Source organism: Psychrobacter glacincola, assembly GCF_965118485.1.
Lineage (GTDB): Bacteria > Pseudomonadota > Gammaproteobacteria > Pseudomonadales > Moraxellaceae > Psychrobacter > Psychrobacter glacincola_D.
This window is the reverse complement of the sequence record NZ_CBCPJH010000049.1, coordinates 1-16,645: the sequence shown is the minus strand read 5'-3', so window position 1 is coordinate 16,645 and position 16,645 is coordinate 1. Positions and strand designations below refer to the sequence as shown.

At 40.2% G+C, this 16,645-nt stretch carries 16 protein-coding genes; 11 read left to right on the top strand and 5 right to left on the bottom strand.

Annotated features, from left to right (window positions below):
• Positions 1–222: 222 nt before the first annotated feature.
• Positions 223–546 (bottom strand): hypothetical protein, encoded by a 324-nt coding sequence (locus ACMHKH_RS13570; RefSeq protein WP_413521173.1) that lies wholly within the window; start codon positions 544–546, stop codon positions 223–225.
• Positions 547–1,562: 1,016 nt separating this feature from the next.
• Here ACMHKH_RS13570 and ACMHKH_RS13565 point away from each other — a divergent pair.
• The 10 genes from ACMHKH_RS13565 (at position 1,563) to ACMHKH_RS13520 (ending at position 10,416) form a co-directional block, all read left to right on the top strand.
• Positions 1,563–1,886, top strand: a complete 324-nt coding sequence (locus tag ACMHKH_RS13565; protein ID WP_413521172.1) for a hypothetical protein — start codon at positions 1,563–1,565, stop codon at positions 1,884–1,886.
• A 222-nt stretch (positions 1,887–2,108) separates the two neighbouring features.
• The gene (gene otsB, locus ACMHKH_RS13560; protein WP_413521171.1) at positions 2,109–2,996 is read left to right on the top strand and encodes a trehalose-phosphatase; all 888 of its coding nucleotides are present in this window, start codon (positions 2,109–2,111) and stop codon (positions 2,994–2,996) included.
• Positions 2,993–4,570 carry an alpha,alpha-trehalose-phosphate synthase (UDP-forming) gene (locus ACMHKH_RS13555; RefSeq protein ID WP_413521170.1) on the top strand — a complete coding sequence of 526 codons (1,578 nt, stop codon included), beginning with the start codon at positions 2,993–2,995 and terminating at the stop codon, positions 4,568–4,570. Before otsB ends, ACMHKH_RS13555 begins: the two co-directional genes overlap by 4 nt.
• An 18-nt stretch (positions 4,571–4,588) precedes the next feature.
• Entirely contained in the window at positions 4,589–5,683 is a 1,095-nt protein-coding gene (locus ACMHKH_RS13550) for an acyl-CoA dehydrogenase (RefSeq protein WP_413521169.1), read from the top strand.
• Positions 5,671–6,540, top strand: coding sequence for a PIG-L deacetylase family protein (locus ACMHKH_RS13545; protein WP_413521168.1), 870 nt, complete (start codon positions 5,671–5,673; stop codon positions 6,538–6,540). Before ACMHKH_RS13550 ends, ACMHKH_RS13545 begins: the two co-directional genes overlap by 13 nt.
• On the top strand, positions 6,524–7,267 hold the full coding sequence (locus ACMHKH_RS13540) for a class I SAM-dependent DNA methyltransferase (protein ID WP_413521167.1): 744 nt from the start codon (positions 6,524–6,526) through the stop codon (positions 7,265–7,267). The genes ACMHKH_RS13545 and ACMHKH_RS13540 overlap by 17 nt, the downstream gene beginning before the upstream one ends.
• Entirely contained in the window at positions 7,264–7,938 is a 675-nt protein-coding gene (locus ACMHKH_RS13535; RefSeq protein ID WP_413521166.1) for a glycosyltransferase, read from the top strand. The genes ACMHKH_RS13540 and ACMHKH_RS13535 overlap by 4 nt, the downstream gene beginning before the upstream one ends.
• Positions 7,939–8,009: 71 nt before the next feature.
• Positions 8,010–8,711, top strand: a complete 702-nt coding sequence (locus ACMHKH_RS13530) for a hypothetical protein (protein ID WP_413521165.1) — start codon at positions 8,010–8,012, stop codon at positions 8,709–8,711.
• Positions 8,712–8,749: 38 nt separating this feature from the next.
• Entirely contained in the window at positions 8,750–9,109 is a 360-nt protein-coding gene (locus ACMHKH_RS13525; protein WP_413521164.1) for a hypothetical protein, read from the top strand.
• A gap of 551 nt (positions 9,110–9,660) precedes the next feature.
• Complete coding sequence (locus ACMHKH_RS13520; protein ID WP_413521163.1) at positions 9,661–10,416, top strand: hypothetical protein; 756 nt, start codon at positions 9,661–9,663, stop codon at positions 10,414–10,416.
• A gap of 15 nt (positions 10,417–10,431) precedes the next feature.
• Here ACMHKH_RS13520 and ACMHKH_RS13515 read toward each other — a convergent pair whose 3' ends face one another.
• The 4 genes from ACMHKH_RS13515 to ACMHKH_RS13500 all read right to left on the bottom strand — a co-directional run bounded on the left by ACMHKH_RS13515 (position 10,432) and on the right by ACMHKH_RS13500 (position 15,826).
• Entirely contained in the window at positions 10,432–11,403 is a 972-nt protein-coding gene (locus ACMHKH_RS13515) for a glycosyltransferase family 2 protein (protein WP_413521162.1), read from the bottom strand.
• A gap of 80 nt (positions 11,404–11,483) precedes the next feature.
• The gene (locus ACMHKH_RS13510) at positions 11,484–12,686 is read right to left on the bottom strand and encodes a hypothetical protein (RefSeq protein WP_413521161.1); all 1,203 of its coding nucleotides are present in this window, start codon (positions 12,684–12,686) and stop codon (positions 11,484–11,486) included.
• Positions 12,687–12,688: 2 nt separating this feature from the next.
• On the bottom strand, positions 12,689–14,044 hold the full coding sequence (locus tag ACMHKH_RS13505) for a glycosyltransferase (protein ID WP_413521160.1): 1,356 nt from the start codon (positions 14,042–14,044) through the stop codon (positions 12,689–12,691).
• Between the two features lie 120 nt (positions 14,045–14,164).
• Entirely contained in the window at positions 14,165–15,826 is a 1,662-nt protein-coding gene (locus tag ACMHKH_RS13500) for a glycosyltransferase family 2 protein (protein WP_413521159.1), read from the bottom strand.
• Positions 15,827–16,304: 478 nt separating this feature from the next.
• Between ACMHKH_RS13500 and ACMHKH_RS13495 the strand changes: the two genes are divergently transcribed.
• Positions 16,305–16,645 (top strand): catalase (locus ACMHKH_RS13495; protein ID WP_413521174.1); only part of this gene is annotated, 341 nt, incomplete at its 3' end.

Genomic DNA, 16,645 nt, shown 5'->3' with positions numbered 1-16,645 from the left:
AGGACGTTTATCGAACTGCGTAGGGTCTTTTTTAAGCCTGTTCAACATTTCATATAACCAAGCAGCATCGCTATAGTTAGCAGGGTTTGGTAGGCTAATGCGGTGAGTGTAATCACTGGTGAGCCTTTCTATATACCTCAAATTAATACATACACAGAATCTGGAATGGTCTCTTAATAAAAAGCCCTGCAATATGCAGGGCTTCATACAATGCCTGATAAGTTAGTCTTCTTTTTTACGAGCATCTTCAATTTTTTTACCAGCCGACACAACCATGTCAGCCGCTTTTTCAGCCACCGATCCAACAATCTCTTTTGCTTTAGCTGTAGCGCTATCAACTAAAGATGCATCTTCATCGTCAGAGCCTTTGGCATCTTTACTGTCTTTAGCATCAGAACCTTTGGTATCTTCGCTGTCTTTAGCATCAGAGCCTTTGGCATCTTTACTGTCTTTAGCATCAGAACCTTTGGCATCTTCGCTGTCTTTAGCATCAGAACCTTTGGTATTCTCGTGCTTATTATTATCCCCAGCTTTAGAATTACTCATGATCAAATCCCTATAGTTATATTGTTTTTAGTTTTGCATAAGCAACATTGAGCTTACTACTTTCGTGTGTTAACTGTCTGTGTATCATAAGTTTCAATAGGTAATACACACTGACCTTCAGCTTATCCTTAATCAACCTAATGAAGAGTAATGAGTGATAATAGTACGTAGCACTGGGTATAGTAGAAAATAGCCCATCGTCAAATTAAGGTTAGCTCTAAAACAGCCAATTATTCCCATAACAGACGTTATGACAAATGACTTTTTATAGAAAAAAGCCACCTGTGCAGGTGGCTTTTTTTAAAGGGTCTCCGGACAAGTAAAGCCACTTGTCGAAAACAAGCCCATGAAGAAATACCACAGCAGATTAGAAAAATCTAGTCACAAATATAGTGGTCAATACCAAGATTAAACTGCTCACTCCTAAAGCTCGTAAAACAAATTCCTTGTTGCTCATAACCGTCCCCTCAATATTTTTTATTATTAATATATACTTTATACATCCATTAATACAAATAAATATTGGAGATACCATTAAAAAATACACTCTGATGTACTACATTGAACGAAAATATCCAAAAAATTAAGTTACTAATCAGTGGTTCATGTGATGAATTCAAGTTCTTAAAATTTGATTTAGATTGGTTCTGTTGAGGTGTGTAGTTAGGTTATGATTAAAAAGCGTTTGAGCTTTAGATTGCCAAGACAGATATAATTTGATGACTATTTTCAGACTGCCTAATTACAATAACCCACTTTAATATCTACAGGATTGACCGTCTAGATTACTGCCTGACTTAAGTGAATATGTATCTGATATACTTAATGTGGTTCACCTTAACCAAGACTGAATCTACAAAAGTTGTGCTAATATTTCCTCATTTTTCAATATGATTAGTTTTCTTTTATCATAATGAAAAGTCCCTTAAGCCCAAGAGTGAGTAAAACCGATGAATGATCATCTCGATTTGACAGTGCAAGAACGGAGTTTGATTGACAATAGCTTGAGGATTGCAATGAAAGAAAATGATAAGAGTAGCGCAGCATCTAGGGAGGAACTTATTAAAAAATATCATCAAGACAGTAATTTAGGAATCTTTGAATTACGTTCAAAAATCAAGTCACATGATTTGGGTAAGTATCAAGACCTATCATTAAATGATCTTAAGTTAATTACGAGCTGTTTAACGCTATTGGATGATTTTACTTACCAAAAAAGCTTAGAGGAAAAAGAGAAGGACAAAGAAGAGTATTACCAGAACTGCGTATTACAAATGAGTGCACTACGTGAAAAGCTAAATACCATTGAAACACATACCATGTATAGCGGTCTTTTATAAGTGGTAACCGTGTTTAAGGAGTTACAGAACTCACGTTAAACAGCACACTCTAGTCACTAGATTTTTACTGGGGCTATGGCACACTTCTTATTAAATTCAATTGCTTAGTATTCGCCTTCCTATAGGTCCATATTAAAAACGCGAAAGTTTTTAACGGACAAATTATTTCGAATGTAGGTGGAATGATAGCGAAAGATGGTCTCTTAATAACAAGGAAGAAACGTGACTTCAGGAAGAAGCCCTAATATAAGTAGGCAACCTATCTATATTTCACCAAAAAACTTTGCTGCCTATTTATCCTATCAGCAAGGCTATTGTTTGTTTTTAGATATAGATGGCACATTAGCCGATTTCACTTTGAATCCTAAAGATAGCGTTATCCCAGCGTCAACCTTAACTCTTCTACAAAAAATACAAACCCATGGTGTGAAAATTGCTGCCGTGACAGGACGCAGTTTGGCCGAAGCAAGGCAAATGCTGTCGCCTTTAACATTACCGATCGCAGCAACGCATGGACTAGAAATAGCGTTTGATGATGACAGTATTAGTAACGATGAAAATATCGTATCTATTGATACCATCGAGCTTGCGACAATAAGGCAGGCTATTATCCAATCTTGCATTCCCTTTGATGACTTCATCGTAGAAAATAAACCCTATTCTGTCGCCCTCCATTTCCGGCAAGCCCCTGATTTGGGCGATATGGCTTATACCATCATGACAGAAACATCAAAAAGCCATCCTAACTGGACATTAAAATCCGGTAAATATGTATGGGAAGTGGTACCAAAAGGGGTAAATAAAGGCACAGCCATTCTGACCTTATTAAAAAAAATACAGAGCCCTAAGCCTCTTTGTTCTATTTTTATTGGTGATGATATTACGGATGAGGCAGGATTTATGGCTGTACAAGGTGACAGTAAATCGCTAGCAGACGACTCACAGTTAATAAAAGGGATGGGGATTAAGGTCGGTTGTGAGCCTACAAGTGCCAATTACTACGTCCGTAATACTCATGAGGTGACTGTTTTACTAGATAGCTTTTTAAGCTTCTGCCAACAACATAATGCGTTAGTAAAAGAAACGGTGAGAGTGAGACACGTGGTATGAGCCGCTTAATCGTTTTGTCTAATCGGGTTAAAATGCCTGATAACAACCCAATGGCAGGTGGACTTGCAATAGCACTGCAAGACGTATTAAATGGAAAATCAGTCATTTGGATGGGCTGGAATGGTGAAATTGTCGAACGCTATAATGATGATTATACTAATGAATTTAGTAGTATCAAACAAACTGCTTTAGCAGACGCTGACGCGCCTTGTGCGAATACATTCATCACTTATATGACCACTGCACTTACCACTGAGCAATATCAGCAGTTTTACTGCGGCTTTGCCAACAATGTACTGTGGCCACTACTACACGAGCGAGTTGATTTAATTAGTCAAGCGCCAGAGGATTACGCAGGCTATCAAACGGTAAACCACCTCTTTGCTAAGCAATTAAAGAAAATTATTGAGCCTGATGATGTGATTTGGGTGCATGATTATCATTTTTTAAGTGTGGCGTATCATTGTAGGCAGCTGGGTATTCACAATCGTATCGGCTTTTTTTTCCACATCCCCTTTGTCTCATTACCTTTCTGGCAATCACTTAATAAAAGCGCTGAGCTCATTAGGCATCTTGCTCATTATGACGTGCTTGGCACACAAACTCAGCAAGGGAGAGCCAACTGCTTTGCTGTATGCCATTATTATTTAAAAGATTCGCTAATAAACGTCTTACATGCCCCACAAGGTTTTAGCACCTCTACTCAGTCAAAAAATACGCAGATTATGCTTAACTTAGGTCTCAATCATCCTCACTATTTGCGGCTTAATGCCTATCCAATTGGCATAAATGTGACAAGAATACAGCAGCAAATTAGCCATTTATCCTTGCAATATGCTAAAGCCAATCAGAATAAAAAGACTATAAAATCTGCTACCCAAAAAATTATCGCGGTGGACAGAATCGATTACTCAAAAGGCTTGTTAAAGCGTTTTTCGGCATACCGTGATTTTTTACAGCAAAACCCTTTATATCAGAATCAGCTGACCTTATTACAAATTGCCTGTCCTAGTCGCCTAAATGTGCCTGCTTATCAGCGTCTCTATGATGACGTTAAATATACTATCAACGACGTTAATCAGCAGTTCTTACTCAGCAAGTGTAGAAATGATATTTCTGAAAATGAGAATACTATGGGTAGTTGGCAAGCGATCAACTATTGTGAGAGTGTCATAAGCCACGAGACATTAATGACCATGTTTTGGCAGAGTGATATCGGCTGGGTCAATTCGCTTAAAGATGGTATGAATCTGGTTGCCAAAGAATATATTGCCGCCCAAAACCCTGACAATCCTGGCGTGCTATTGCTTTCACGTTATGCAGGAGCGGCCGAGCAAATGCAAGCCGCGGTCATTATCGATCCACATAAGCCAAAAAGTATGACAGAGGGTTTAGGCATTGCTTTGACGATGCCGTTAGATGAGCGGCAGTCGCGCTATCAGTCCTTAATGCAAGGACTACAACAAGATAACTTGCAAGCTTGGCAGCAGAATTTTTTAAATGATTTGTATGATGTCAAAAAGCATCAAACGGATCGCTTGAAACCTACCGCAGTCCAAATATCTGATTCATAAGAATAATTAGGAGGCCTCATGTTACTGCTAAATGCAAAAAATCCTTTATTATCAGAGATGAAAGTCAGTATAGAAAATAACTTGCTGGCTGATAATCAAGCTGTTAGTACACTTAGCTTAACTGATACTTTACGTCATGATATTTTAAAAACCTTAATCACCTATAGCGATAAAATCCCACATCCGGCAAGTGGCGCTAGCCCTATAAATAGTGAAGTCTCAAGTACGTTGAGCCGTTGGCAAGTTTTGGCTTATGTAGCAGGGATTGATCTAACAATTGCAAAATGGTTTGAGTCGCATTTGGATGCGCTAAGCATTTTACATGAAGTGGGCTATGATAAAGCGGATCAAGGATTGTGGGCCGTTTGGGCAGCAGAAGGTAATCCTATAGGTTATGAGCAAGGAAAAGTCAGTGGTACCAAAGCGTGGTGTTCAGGGGCTAATATCGTAGATCATGGGCTCATAACGTATCGTAATGCCAATGATCAAGCGCAATTGCTTGTCGTAGATATGAGGCAATCTGGTATTGAGATTGATAACGAGGAGTGGCAAGCGGTAGGGATGCAAGCCACTGATACAGCGACATTACAGTTCCATGAAGTATCGGCCATCCAAGTTGGAACAGCCAATGAATACCTAGAACGGGTGGGTTTTTGGCATGGGGCGGCAGGGATTGCGGCTTGCTGGTATGGAGCAACGTCTTACCTAGCAGACTATTTAATCAGCGCCTATCAGCAGAAACCAAACGATTATAAAGCCATGTATTTGGGTCAAATTAGTACGGCATTGGCAGTCACTCAGCAGTATTTTCATTATGTTGCTGATTTAATCGATAGTCAGCCACAGCTCAGCCACGAACTTGCCATACGCCAGTTAAGGTCACAAGTTGAGAAAGTCGCTCGCCAAGTAATGGATATGGTTGGGCAAGCATTGGGCGCAGCACCATTTTGTCACCATGCCCATTTTGCAAGATTGTCAGCCGATTTGCCCGTGTTTATCCGCCAAAGTCATGGCGCTTTTGATATGCAAAAAATCGGCGAGTTAGCTGGCGCTTTATCCAATGACTTATCCAATGACTTATCCAATGGGCAGAACAATATATGGCAACTATAATATCTAAAGAGGCTATAAAACGTATAAAAAAAGACGTCGCCGTCACGCATGCTGCTACCTTTGAAGATAATGAAGGACACCATCCGATTGTGGGTGACCGTGTTATTGAAGGCGATGGCACCAGTCAAGAAGCTTGGCAAAATTGGGTAGGGCTGCAAGATTTGCCTCGATTTGATATTGCAAAAAGCTTTGCCCCAAATCAAAGAGTCTGCATCTTCGCCCCGCATCCTGATGACGAAGTGCTAGGCTGTGGCGGTCTGTTGCAACAACTGGCCGCGAATGGCAATCCAATTGTTCTTATTCACGTGACCAATGGCACACAAAGTCATCCGAACTCGCAAATTTATTCTCAAGAAAGCCTTGATATTATCCGACCCCAAGAAAGTGTTAAAGCGTTGGAAGTATTGGGCATTGCTCATAAGGTTACGACTATTGCTTTAGACTTAACAGATGGCGAAGTCTTTGCTCAACAAGATCGGTTTCACCAAAAATTATCCGCTATCATCCAGCCTGATGATGTTTTAGTAACGCCTTTTATGCAGGACGGTCATCCCGACCATGAAGCAACCGGGCTAGTGGTTGCCTCATTTGCCAAGCAGCATCATTTGGCCTGTTATCAAGTATTAATTTGGGCATGGCATTGGGCAAAACCTGCCGATAGCCGTATCCCTTGGCACCATGCTATGAGAGTGGATTTAACCACTGAGCAACTACAGCGTAAAATAGAAGCCATTGCCTGTTTTGAAAGTCAAATTACTGCGGATGAAAGTACGGGCAACCCTCCCATTTTATCCGCGCAAACGATTGCTAGAATCAGCCAACCTTGGGAGGTCTATTTGTATGAGTCATACCTCTAAAAATAGCTTAGCCGACAATATTGATATTAATAGTCAATCAGCTGCTTATTCAGAATCGTATTTTGACGCGTTATATAATGACAATAGCGATCCATGGAAGTATCAAACTCGTTGGTATGAAAAACGAAAACGTGATATTTGTCTAGCGATACTGCCGCAATCTCAATATAACAATGCTATTGAACTCGGCTGCGGAAACGGCGTGCTTAGTGAGTTATTGGCTCAACGTTGCCTGGCATTAGTGAGTATCGATGGGAATCAACGGGCAGTGCAACTTGCCAAAGCGCGCTTGGAAGAAGTGTCTCATGTTAAGGTCATTCAGGGTGTGATTCCGAATGACTTAATGACTTTAAAATATGCCGTTATGGAGGCGTATCCTTTATCAAATGATACGTCTACTAACAAGCCACCCTTTGATTTAATTGTCATCAGTGAGATTTTATATTATTTATCACCCAATGATATTGACACAGTGATCGCTTGGACTCAGCAAAATCTTGCTATAGGCGGTACGTTACTGTGTTGTCATTGGCGTTATGCTATTGATGGATTTACCATGACAGGTGAGACCGTACATCAGCGCTTAAATGATGCTTTTAACTTTGCAAATAATGAGAAGCATCAAATTGCGTTTAATCATCAAAGCCAAATAATAGACAGCGACTTCTTATTAGATGTTTGGCAACGATCCCCAAGCTCGGTAGCTATGCAAGAAAACCTGATATGAAAATCGGTATTGTAATTCCCGCTCATAACGAAGCAATGACTATCGCTAAATGCTTGGCATCAGTGCAATCTGCTATCAAGCAATTGCCCTCAACGATTAAAGCGTATCCGCTAGTGGTGTTAGATAGCTGTACCGATGAGACGCAGAAAATTGTCAAAGCTGCAGGTATTGACTACCTGTGCTGTGACTATCAATGTGTGGGACAAGTAAGAGACATCGGTATTCGCCATGCAATCGCAAATGGGGCGACGTGGCTTGCCTGTACAGATGCTGACTCAGTGGTAGCTATGGATTGGTTGGTACAGCAAATTGAACATATTAGCCATCAATCGACAGATGTGATTTGCGGGGTGGTGGACGTTGATAGCTGGGCACATTTGACACTGCAAACTCGAGAGAATTATATCGATCATTACCAAGATAAGATGGGACATCCTCATATTCATGGGGCAAATTTAAGTTTTAGCAGTGACGCTTATCTTGCTGTTGGTGGCTTTGCTCATATACCTTGTCATGAAGATGTGGATTTGGTCGGAAAATTTGAAGCTCAAAGCTATGCCATTACTTGGAGCAATCGTGTTCGTATAACGACAAGCAGTCGTTTGCAAGCACGGGCAAGCGAAGGATTTGCAGCATTTTTAAACAATTTAGAACAAAACAATCTACATTAAGATACGCAATATAAGATTGCGCTGACTTATCATTGAGTGTAGATATACTTCAATAATAAGGATTATAAATCATGTCGAATAAGTCTACTGATAACGATAACATCAAGAATGCTTTAGAGTCTCTTGAGAATACAACAGAAGCGCCTTCAAATGATGGTGTAACGGGTGTTGAGGTCTTAAAAGGCGATACGGTAATGTATGAAGACGGCGACTTTGAAGATTACAATGCCGAAAAACAGGCTGAGTCTGATAAAAATGATAAGTCTGATAAAAACGATGACTCTAACAAAGACGATGACTCTAACAAAGACGATGACTCTAACAAAGACGATGAATCTAACAAAGATGATGAATCTAACAAAGATAATAAGCATGGTATGACGATAGCCAATATCTATCAATGGGCGTCTAAACTTAAAGATGATTTTATATCTGATAAAGAGGGAAAATCTGATTCCAATGATAAAGAGACATCTAGTAAATCTGATCAAGATGACAAGCACAGTGCAACAATAGCTAATATTTATCAATGGGCGGCGAAGCTTAAAGATGATTTTACCTCTGAAGCCTTCAGTATGACGCACGAGGTTTCTGAAAAGGCGGTTGCTATGATGCTTAATAGGCTTCTGGACGCTGCAGAGGCTGAGCTCAAAACTTTTGATAAGAATGCAGAAGACTCTAAAGAGCCAGTGCCCAATGCCACAGAGGAACGTAGTAAAATTACTGATAAAAAAGATAAATACCAAAGTATGATTGACCAACTACGAAGCTAATGGGCACGCGTACTTCAATTTTATTTAAGGACATTGAGATGAAAAAAATAGAATTAAACTTCTTATTACGTACAGCCGTATTAACCGCCTCTTTAGCAGCTATTATGGGAGTGAGTGCTTGTAGTAGTGAGAAAGAGGATGCTAATACTCAATCAGGCGACGCCATGGGCACCACTCAAGGTCCAGAAGTTGAAGATACAGCATCTCAAGGAGGTATGCCATCACCGACAAATGATACTAGTGCGGGGGCAGCAACAGATTCTAGCGCTGCTTCTAGTGACGGAACAGCTACAACGAATCAGCCAGAGTCCGCAGATGGTATGGTCGATGCTGAGTCAGACAATAAAACCGCCGAAAACCCTAACTTAGACAAAACAGCGGCTGACGGTGTGCAGTAGAACTCTAAATGATTAGAAAAAGACGGCGAAACTCACGAAAAAAAGTGAGGACGCTGTCTATATTTTTCAAAAGTATTTGATGGGAGATTAAATAGTTTTAATACACTGAGTACTAATCAATAAGAAAAAAAGATTAAAAATTACCATAAACAAAGACCAATAATAAAATTAATGGGTGATTTATAAGATTAGGATCAGTGATCCAATGTTAGGTGTTCAAATAAAATGCCTAGTATTGGATTTTTTATTGTCTTTTGATTGGTTATTGCTTATTCTCCCGTCAGAGAGTGAAAAGCGGTATACAGCTTTCTATGAAAATTTCATGCTAATAGGTTTAACAATATTTTTTTGTTTCAAATCAGTGATTTTTCTATCTGAATAGATCATGTTGATTACAAGAATTATTTTAACACTCATATTTTTAGTATGTAATCTGTTCGTCGATGGGTATAAATAAGATTGGATCAAAGTCTGTTAAACAAGTTGATATAGTTAAAAAGCATGATTCAATACTTGAAAAAAATATTTCGTTATCAGGTCGGAGTGAATGCGTGTCTAATAAAATAGGTAAAGAAGAAGCTGCCTTTGCAAGTTTGCCACTTAACATTCAAAATGCCTTAGAGCAAAAAAATAGAATAGTGTTTATCGCCAATAATCCATCTATTAGCACCACGCAACTTGAGCAGCTGTTGCAACCTGATGATGTTTTAGTGTTGTTTAACCATTTCATACACGCCAATTTTTTTGCTAACCATCCGTTAATTAGTAAATTGCCTAAATTATTATTTTTTCGGCAGATTGGCGACAGTAAACTGCATTTTGGCTTGCCACCTAGAAGTAATAACGTAGCAGTAATGAAGAGAATGGCAAAGGCTGCACCATTAGGTATATTGCTGAGCAATCAGCTTTATCAGTTTCCGTTACCAAGTGAGGATCCAAGTCCTGATGATGATCCTATTACTTCTGACCGAATACTCATTATTCCACCAGTGGTGCGAGAGTTATTGCAGAACGATAGCTACCATAGAGTATTGTCCGAACGCCATCCGGTCGTTGCTGATTACCCTTACTTTGGTGATATTCATTCATCAGCACCGTCGTCCGGGTTTTTATTATATCGATTGCTATTAGCCGCTCGAGAACATCTACAGTTGGTGCAAGAATCAGATCTGCCACTACGACTATTAATGATAGGTTTTAATGATAATGAAAAGACTTCCCATTTTTGGCACGGGCATAACTGGGATTTTGAGCGCCGCGAAATGAGCACGCCGCCGCAAGAAGTAGAGGTTATTCGTCAGTATTAAACATTAACTAAAAGTTTAGACATAGGGTACATTGGGGCAGTGTGCTTGCTTTATCTCATGAGCGCTAGGTTTTCGTAACACAACTATCGGCGTCGAATGTACCGCTGTCCAACGAATAAGTCCCATATTTGAAAATTGCTTAAGCCATCCCTCCATTGGCCAGTGCTGCCATTTCTCATAAAAGCGATTGGCATTGATGATAATGCTATCTAGATGATTAAGAGGTGGCCGATAGACGCTATGCTGCTGATGGTAAACAATGTCAGCCGTGAGATAAAAGTCGATATCTAATTTTCGCGCAGTAAAAGAAAAGTCAGTATCTTCGGCTCCATAACCGATGTATTGAGTATCAAACCCACCTATCTGCTCAAACTGTTGGCGTTTAATCGCAAAGCATAAACTCCAAAACGCACCGTAATCATCGGTCTGCTCAATAACCGTCTGCTTTATTGATATGGAAATGTAGTCGGCCTCATTGAAATTATAACGATAAGGGTTGTAGACAGACAGTTCATTTAAAAAGCAGGTGGTTAGCGTGCCACTTTGTAACTCTAAGCCTTCTTTATCTGACAAAGGTCGCGTGAGATAGCGCGGTTGACCCATGAGTAAGGAGTCAGGATATTTCTGCAATTTAGCGCTTAATTGCTCAATAAACGTCGGCACTACTATGCAATCAACATCTAAAAATATAAGCGTGTCATGAGTGGCGAACGCTGCGCCAATATTACGATTGTGGCCAATATCAAATTTAGTTGTATCTGATTTATTGGACGATGCTTCAATGGTGGTGGGAATTCTTATAATATTTAAAGAAAATTCAGCCAACCGCTTTGGGTCAGCGTCGTCATTGACAATGATGACTTCATCGGGCTGGACGCTACCGTTCATAAGGCTGCTGAGTAGATTATAAAGATGGCGATTGCGCCCGTAACAGGTGGTGATAACCGTTACTGGCATATGGTCAGTACCATCTTTAACAGTAGACATGGGTTTTATACTCATTAGTCGTCACAGCCTCTTTTATTATTTTGCTTTTTTTCATGATGTGTTGGATATTGTTGAAGTTATTAGTAGTCAGGATTTAAATCAAGTTTAGGAAGTAACCACTTTTCGAACCAAGCTTTGGTCGTCGGATATTCAGTCGTACTATCCATAAATTCTTGGGCAGCAGTTAAACAGTCTTTGTTGCGATTTGCGTTACCAGACTTTGACACTGACTTGGGCTTTGCTTTATTTGCCGATTGTCCATTCGGGTTAGTATGAGTTTGTTTATGAGAGAGCAAGGTTTTAAATTGCCGCCAGCTCAATGCACGTCCTTGGTCTATTAAAGCTTTCGCCATCACTTCTTGCTCTCGATGCGGACGGTCATCAGGTAGAACCACAAGTGGCGTCGCATAATCATAGGCTTGCGCAACTGCGTTCAAACCACAGGCCATCAGTAGATAGTCGCTATGTTGCAGAAATGGGGTAACATCATTTACTTGAGCAGCAATATCAACATAGCATCGCATATCGTCGTTTATAGGACCAAGTGATATGATAAAAGCGTTGGGTAATAGGCGCCGCAACTCCGATAATTTCATATCAATGGCCTCATGTCCACCGTAGCCTTTGATCACGGTAATGATAGTTGGCGAATCTTTTCTCAAGTCTTTTAGATTTGAAGGGTTTAACTTCGCCAGTGTTTTTATAAATTCAAAATAGGTGAGCCCTTGTTGTTTATTGTGGCTAATAAAATCAAGATACAATGTTTTTTTACTCACCCATTCAGGTGTCATACTAGCTTCTAGTAAACGAGGATAAGGCGCTAGTAGAGCAAGTGCGCCAGCAAAAGCATTGAGATGCGGGTTATCATCACGAATACCAGGAAGCCTGATATAAAGATAAGGGACGCTAGCTGCTCGGCAAAGCATTGCCACTTCGACACTCACATCAATAATCATTAAATCAATCTTACGCTGATAAATCGTATCTAGTATTTGATGACTACGCTTTTGAATGTCGCTATTACCGACAGGCGAATAATGTAGGCTGGCTGGTTGCCAATGTTCTCCTGCGCGACCTTTTAGCACATCATCTGCACACTCATCTTCTGCTTGCAGCCTTACAATTTGTGTTTCATCAACAGCGGTAAAATCATAATCATCTTGGCTTAAGCTCGTAAATACTATTAACTGTCTTTTTGCATCCACTGGTAATAGCGCCGCAAGTTTATCAATTTGACGGCAGTGTCCTGAACCGTGATGATGTGCGTAATAGCCAAGACGCATACTCAATGCTCCTCAAAGTTCATAGTGATGGAGCGATCATTTGAAGTATGGTTTAATTTAAGATTTGAACCCGTTGACGAATCTGACTTATTATGGATAAATGAACCCTGTGCCAGCTGCTCATTTCGCGAATTGGCAAAGCCCTTCTTCTGCTGACTTTCTCTTACTGCCGCTTTATATAGTGCAAGATAGCCTTCTACCATCGCTGATACTGAGCAAAACTGTAAAGCGCGTTCGCGGCAAGCCTGACGTGATATGTGCTTAATCGCGCCAAAAGCCTTTATAAAGGCTTCTTTATCTTCCTTAGCGACAATAATGCCTGTGCTAGGCGTGACTATTTCAGCGCTTGCACCCACATCAAAACCAATCACTGGTGTACCACACGCTAAGCTTTCGGCCAATGTCAATCCATAAGGTTCATCCCACGTACTGGTAAATAGCATGGCAGTTGCTCGGCATAAATAATAATTGACCTCATCTTTAGTCACATGACCTATATAGTCAAACAGTTTGTTTTCGCCATTTGCACGGTCTTGAGACAATAAAGGCGCTACTTGTTCATTAAAGTAGTCTTCATTACTTTTAGGACCAGCAATAATGAGTTTTTTACCAGCATCCATGCAGTACTGCATGGCCAAGTGCGTACCTTTTTCAGGACAAATACGTCCGTACCAAAAATAAAGCTCGCCATGCTCTCTAATTAGACTGTCCGTAGGTTCAGTATCAGCAACAAAAGATTCAACGTCAATCCCATTATAAACGACATGTGAGGGGACGAACTCAGAAAAAAGCTGCTGCTGGTGTTTGCTGATGGCAGTAAACTGGGTGCTTGTTCCATGACGTAACGTCAGAAGCCCCAGACGCAACTGCGGGAAAATAGGGGTATGAAAAGTAGTAAAGAATCGAGCACTAAATGCTTGACCTGTCATCATCGGGACGTGATGGAGACTATGATTGTGTACGATATCAATCTCACCAAATGCTTCGCGTTCAATAATGTCACGCAGTACACGTTGATAGACCAAGTACTGGTACATCTCCTCGCGGCTCATGCCTAGCGTGTCATGTTCATTCTCATAGACAGTGGCATCAAACTCATCTCGAGTTAGCATAGGCATTAAGGTTGCTTGCGTTCGACTGTCTTTATGAGCATACAGCAGTACCTGATGACCTTGAGCAACAAGCTCATCACAGATGAGTTGCGTAATCATCTCAAGTCCACCTGCATACGGCTGGGCAATAGGATATAAACAGTGGGCAATAATCGCTATGCGTAATGGCTTATTAGTTATTGCGATAGGGCGTTTATTATCAGCCTCAATAGCGCTTACAAAACCAACAGAATGAGCGAAAGACATATAAACCTCAAAGTAAAAATAGCGATTATTTTAAATTGGCAAGCACGACAGGTTTTATACAGGTAAATTATTAAAGATACTGGTATAACGCCGGTCTTCAAAAATGGATCTTGTTTAAGGCTAAGAGTTAATGATTTTTTCGTTTTCAAATACCGTTTCAATCTTAGGCGCTGTAAGCGACTTGGTTTGTTTTCGAGCGTTTGCGACCGTAGGTTTAGACTTCATACTAATGCTATCAGGTTTTTTCTCTGAAGCAGTAAAATTATCAAATGCTACTTTAGCTCCACCAATTTTTAACAGACATACCGTTAACGCACCTATAAATAGTATCGGAGAAAAAAGAGGGGAAAACGGCGCTACAATAAGCGCTGTGATAATATTTAGCGCCAACAGTAGCTTAGGCAGTGCTGCTATATTTGCCTGAAATAACGAGCTTCGAGTTTGAATATAGGATTGTTTTGGAGTACAGATAAAGGGCTTTTCGCTGCCCCATATAACTGGTAGCCAAGATAACGCCCCAAGTTCCCAAAAGTTCAAATGCATTAGCCATGCTCTCAAACGCATTTTCATGGTTGGTTGATAGCTTTCGTTGACTTGCCTATTAAGCGGTACCTTATCCTGAAAATATGCCCATAATCGCCTCACTAAGAAGACTGTATAACCTGCGTACACCAGATATAAAGGCGTGAGCAGAGTTAAGTCGGCGTTAATATTAAAAAGCGTAGGGGCAAAGAGCGTACTAGTGATAATGAGTAGCGTACAGATTTGTAGAAAAATAAAGAAACCAGTGAAATTTATCCAAGCGCTGAGCTGAGAAAGGTGTGCACGCGCATAAACTAGACGTTCGCCGATACTTTCTGCTTTTGCGCTATTAATAGTGTATTGATTAGGAGTCGATTTTTGACTTTTCTCTAGATACCGTTGGCGCATTGAAGCCGTCACTATCAATAAATAACTATTCAATACTTGCACATTACCGTAAATCCAACGTCGACGTTGGCCTATTAAATCATTCAAGGTATTAGGTAATAAACCGGTGGCAATCACTTTAGGTATGAATTGACTACGCAAACCTTGTTGATGCATCAGAACACCCATCTGCGCATCCTCAGTAATCGATGCACTTGACCAGCCACCCAGGCCTAAAAGATCTGAGCGGCGTATCACCGCATAAGTCCCTGTTGATAAGGCCCGCTTGCGATTAAAAGGACGGTATAAATGATGATTAAAATAGTGGTTTAATTCACTATGAATATCTATTTGTCCAGCGTTACGGTAAAACTGTGGAAACTGAAGTAGAGTGTGAGAAGGGTATTGTTCGATCGCCTCGGCTATTGATACTCTTGCGTGTGGTAATGCCTGATAATCACTATCAACGACGACAATATGCGTACAATCTGGACTCATGAGTCCTAATGCTAAATTTAGAGCACCCGCTTTAAATCCTTCCACGGCATCAATGTGATAAAAATATACTTTTAGCTCAGGGTCCAAACTGGCACAAAACGCTTCCAACGGTTTATACATAGATGTGTCAGTATTATTATTATCGATAATAATAATTTCATCGCAGTCTTTTTTCACCACAAGGAGGGATTGTATGGTGGCAATGACTAACTCTGGAGGTTCGGCACGTGTCATCAATTGGAAACTTAAAGCCACTGTATGGGCTTGTAAGGGGTCTTTTTCTACATGATTATTTATAGAGGAGCTTCTTATAGTCTCCCCACCTGTTACATATTCCAAACCTACTTTAGTAAAAACTCCTTTATCGAACGCCATAACTTATCCCTATGTACGCCTCAAACTATACTATTCCATTAGAAACAACGGTAAGAACTAAAAGCGCCAGTATCTAGCCTTTACCATTGACGTTTATCGCCGATATATACGTTGATTGAATATCATAGCCGAAGACTTGATAAGAAATGGATGGTTAATTGTTTAATAACTCTTAATAGTGTAAGCGTAAGTAATTTGTGTAAATCTTTAGTCAATTTAAGTGAATATTTAACCTATGATGATTGATCCGTAACTACGATTATTTTTTTGTAGAAAATGGGAAAATTTTTAGCTATACCTAAGCATTTGTTAAAACTTATGTTTTTAACTAAATATCAACACCTTTAAGATAGGTATTTGCTTACTATAAATAGTCATAGTTAAATAATAGAATTTTCTTATATATTAACGTCAACTAAAACAGAAGCCAGGATGGATAATGAAAACAAATATTGATCATACCGACCCCGCTCAGGATATGCATACTACACGTGGTAATGGTGGCGAAACCCATCAGCGTGCTGGTGATGACACTCAAGCCCTGACCACCCAACAAGGTGTTGTCATCTCTGACAATCAAAACTCACTTAAGGTTGGCGCACGTGGACCGACATTGTTAGAGGATTTTGTATTACGTGAAAAAATTAATCACTTCGACCATGAGCGTATTCCAGAGCGTGTTGTGCATGCGCGTGGTAGTGCCGCCCATGGTTATTTTGAGCTGACCGAATCGTTAGAAGTATTCACTACTGCTAAGATTTTGACTGAAACGGGTAAGCAGACGCCTTTATTTACCCGTTTTTCTACCGTTGCCGGCAA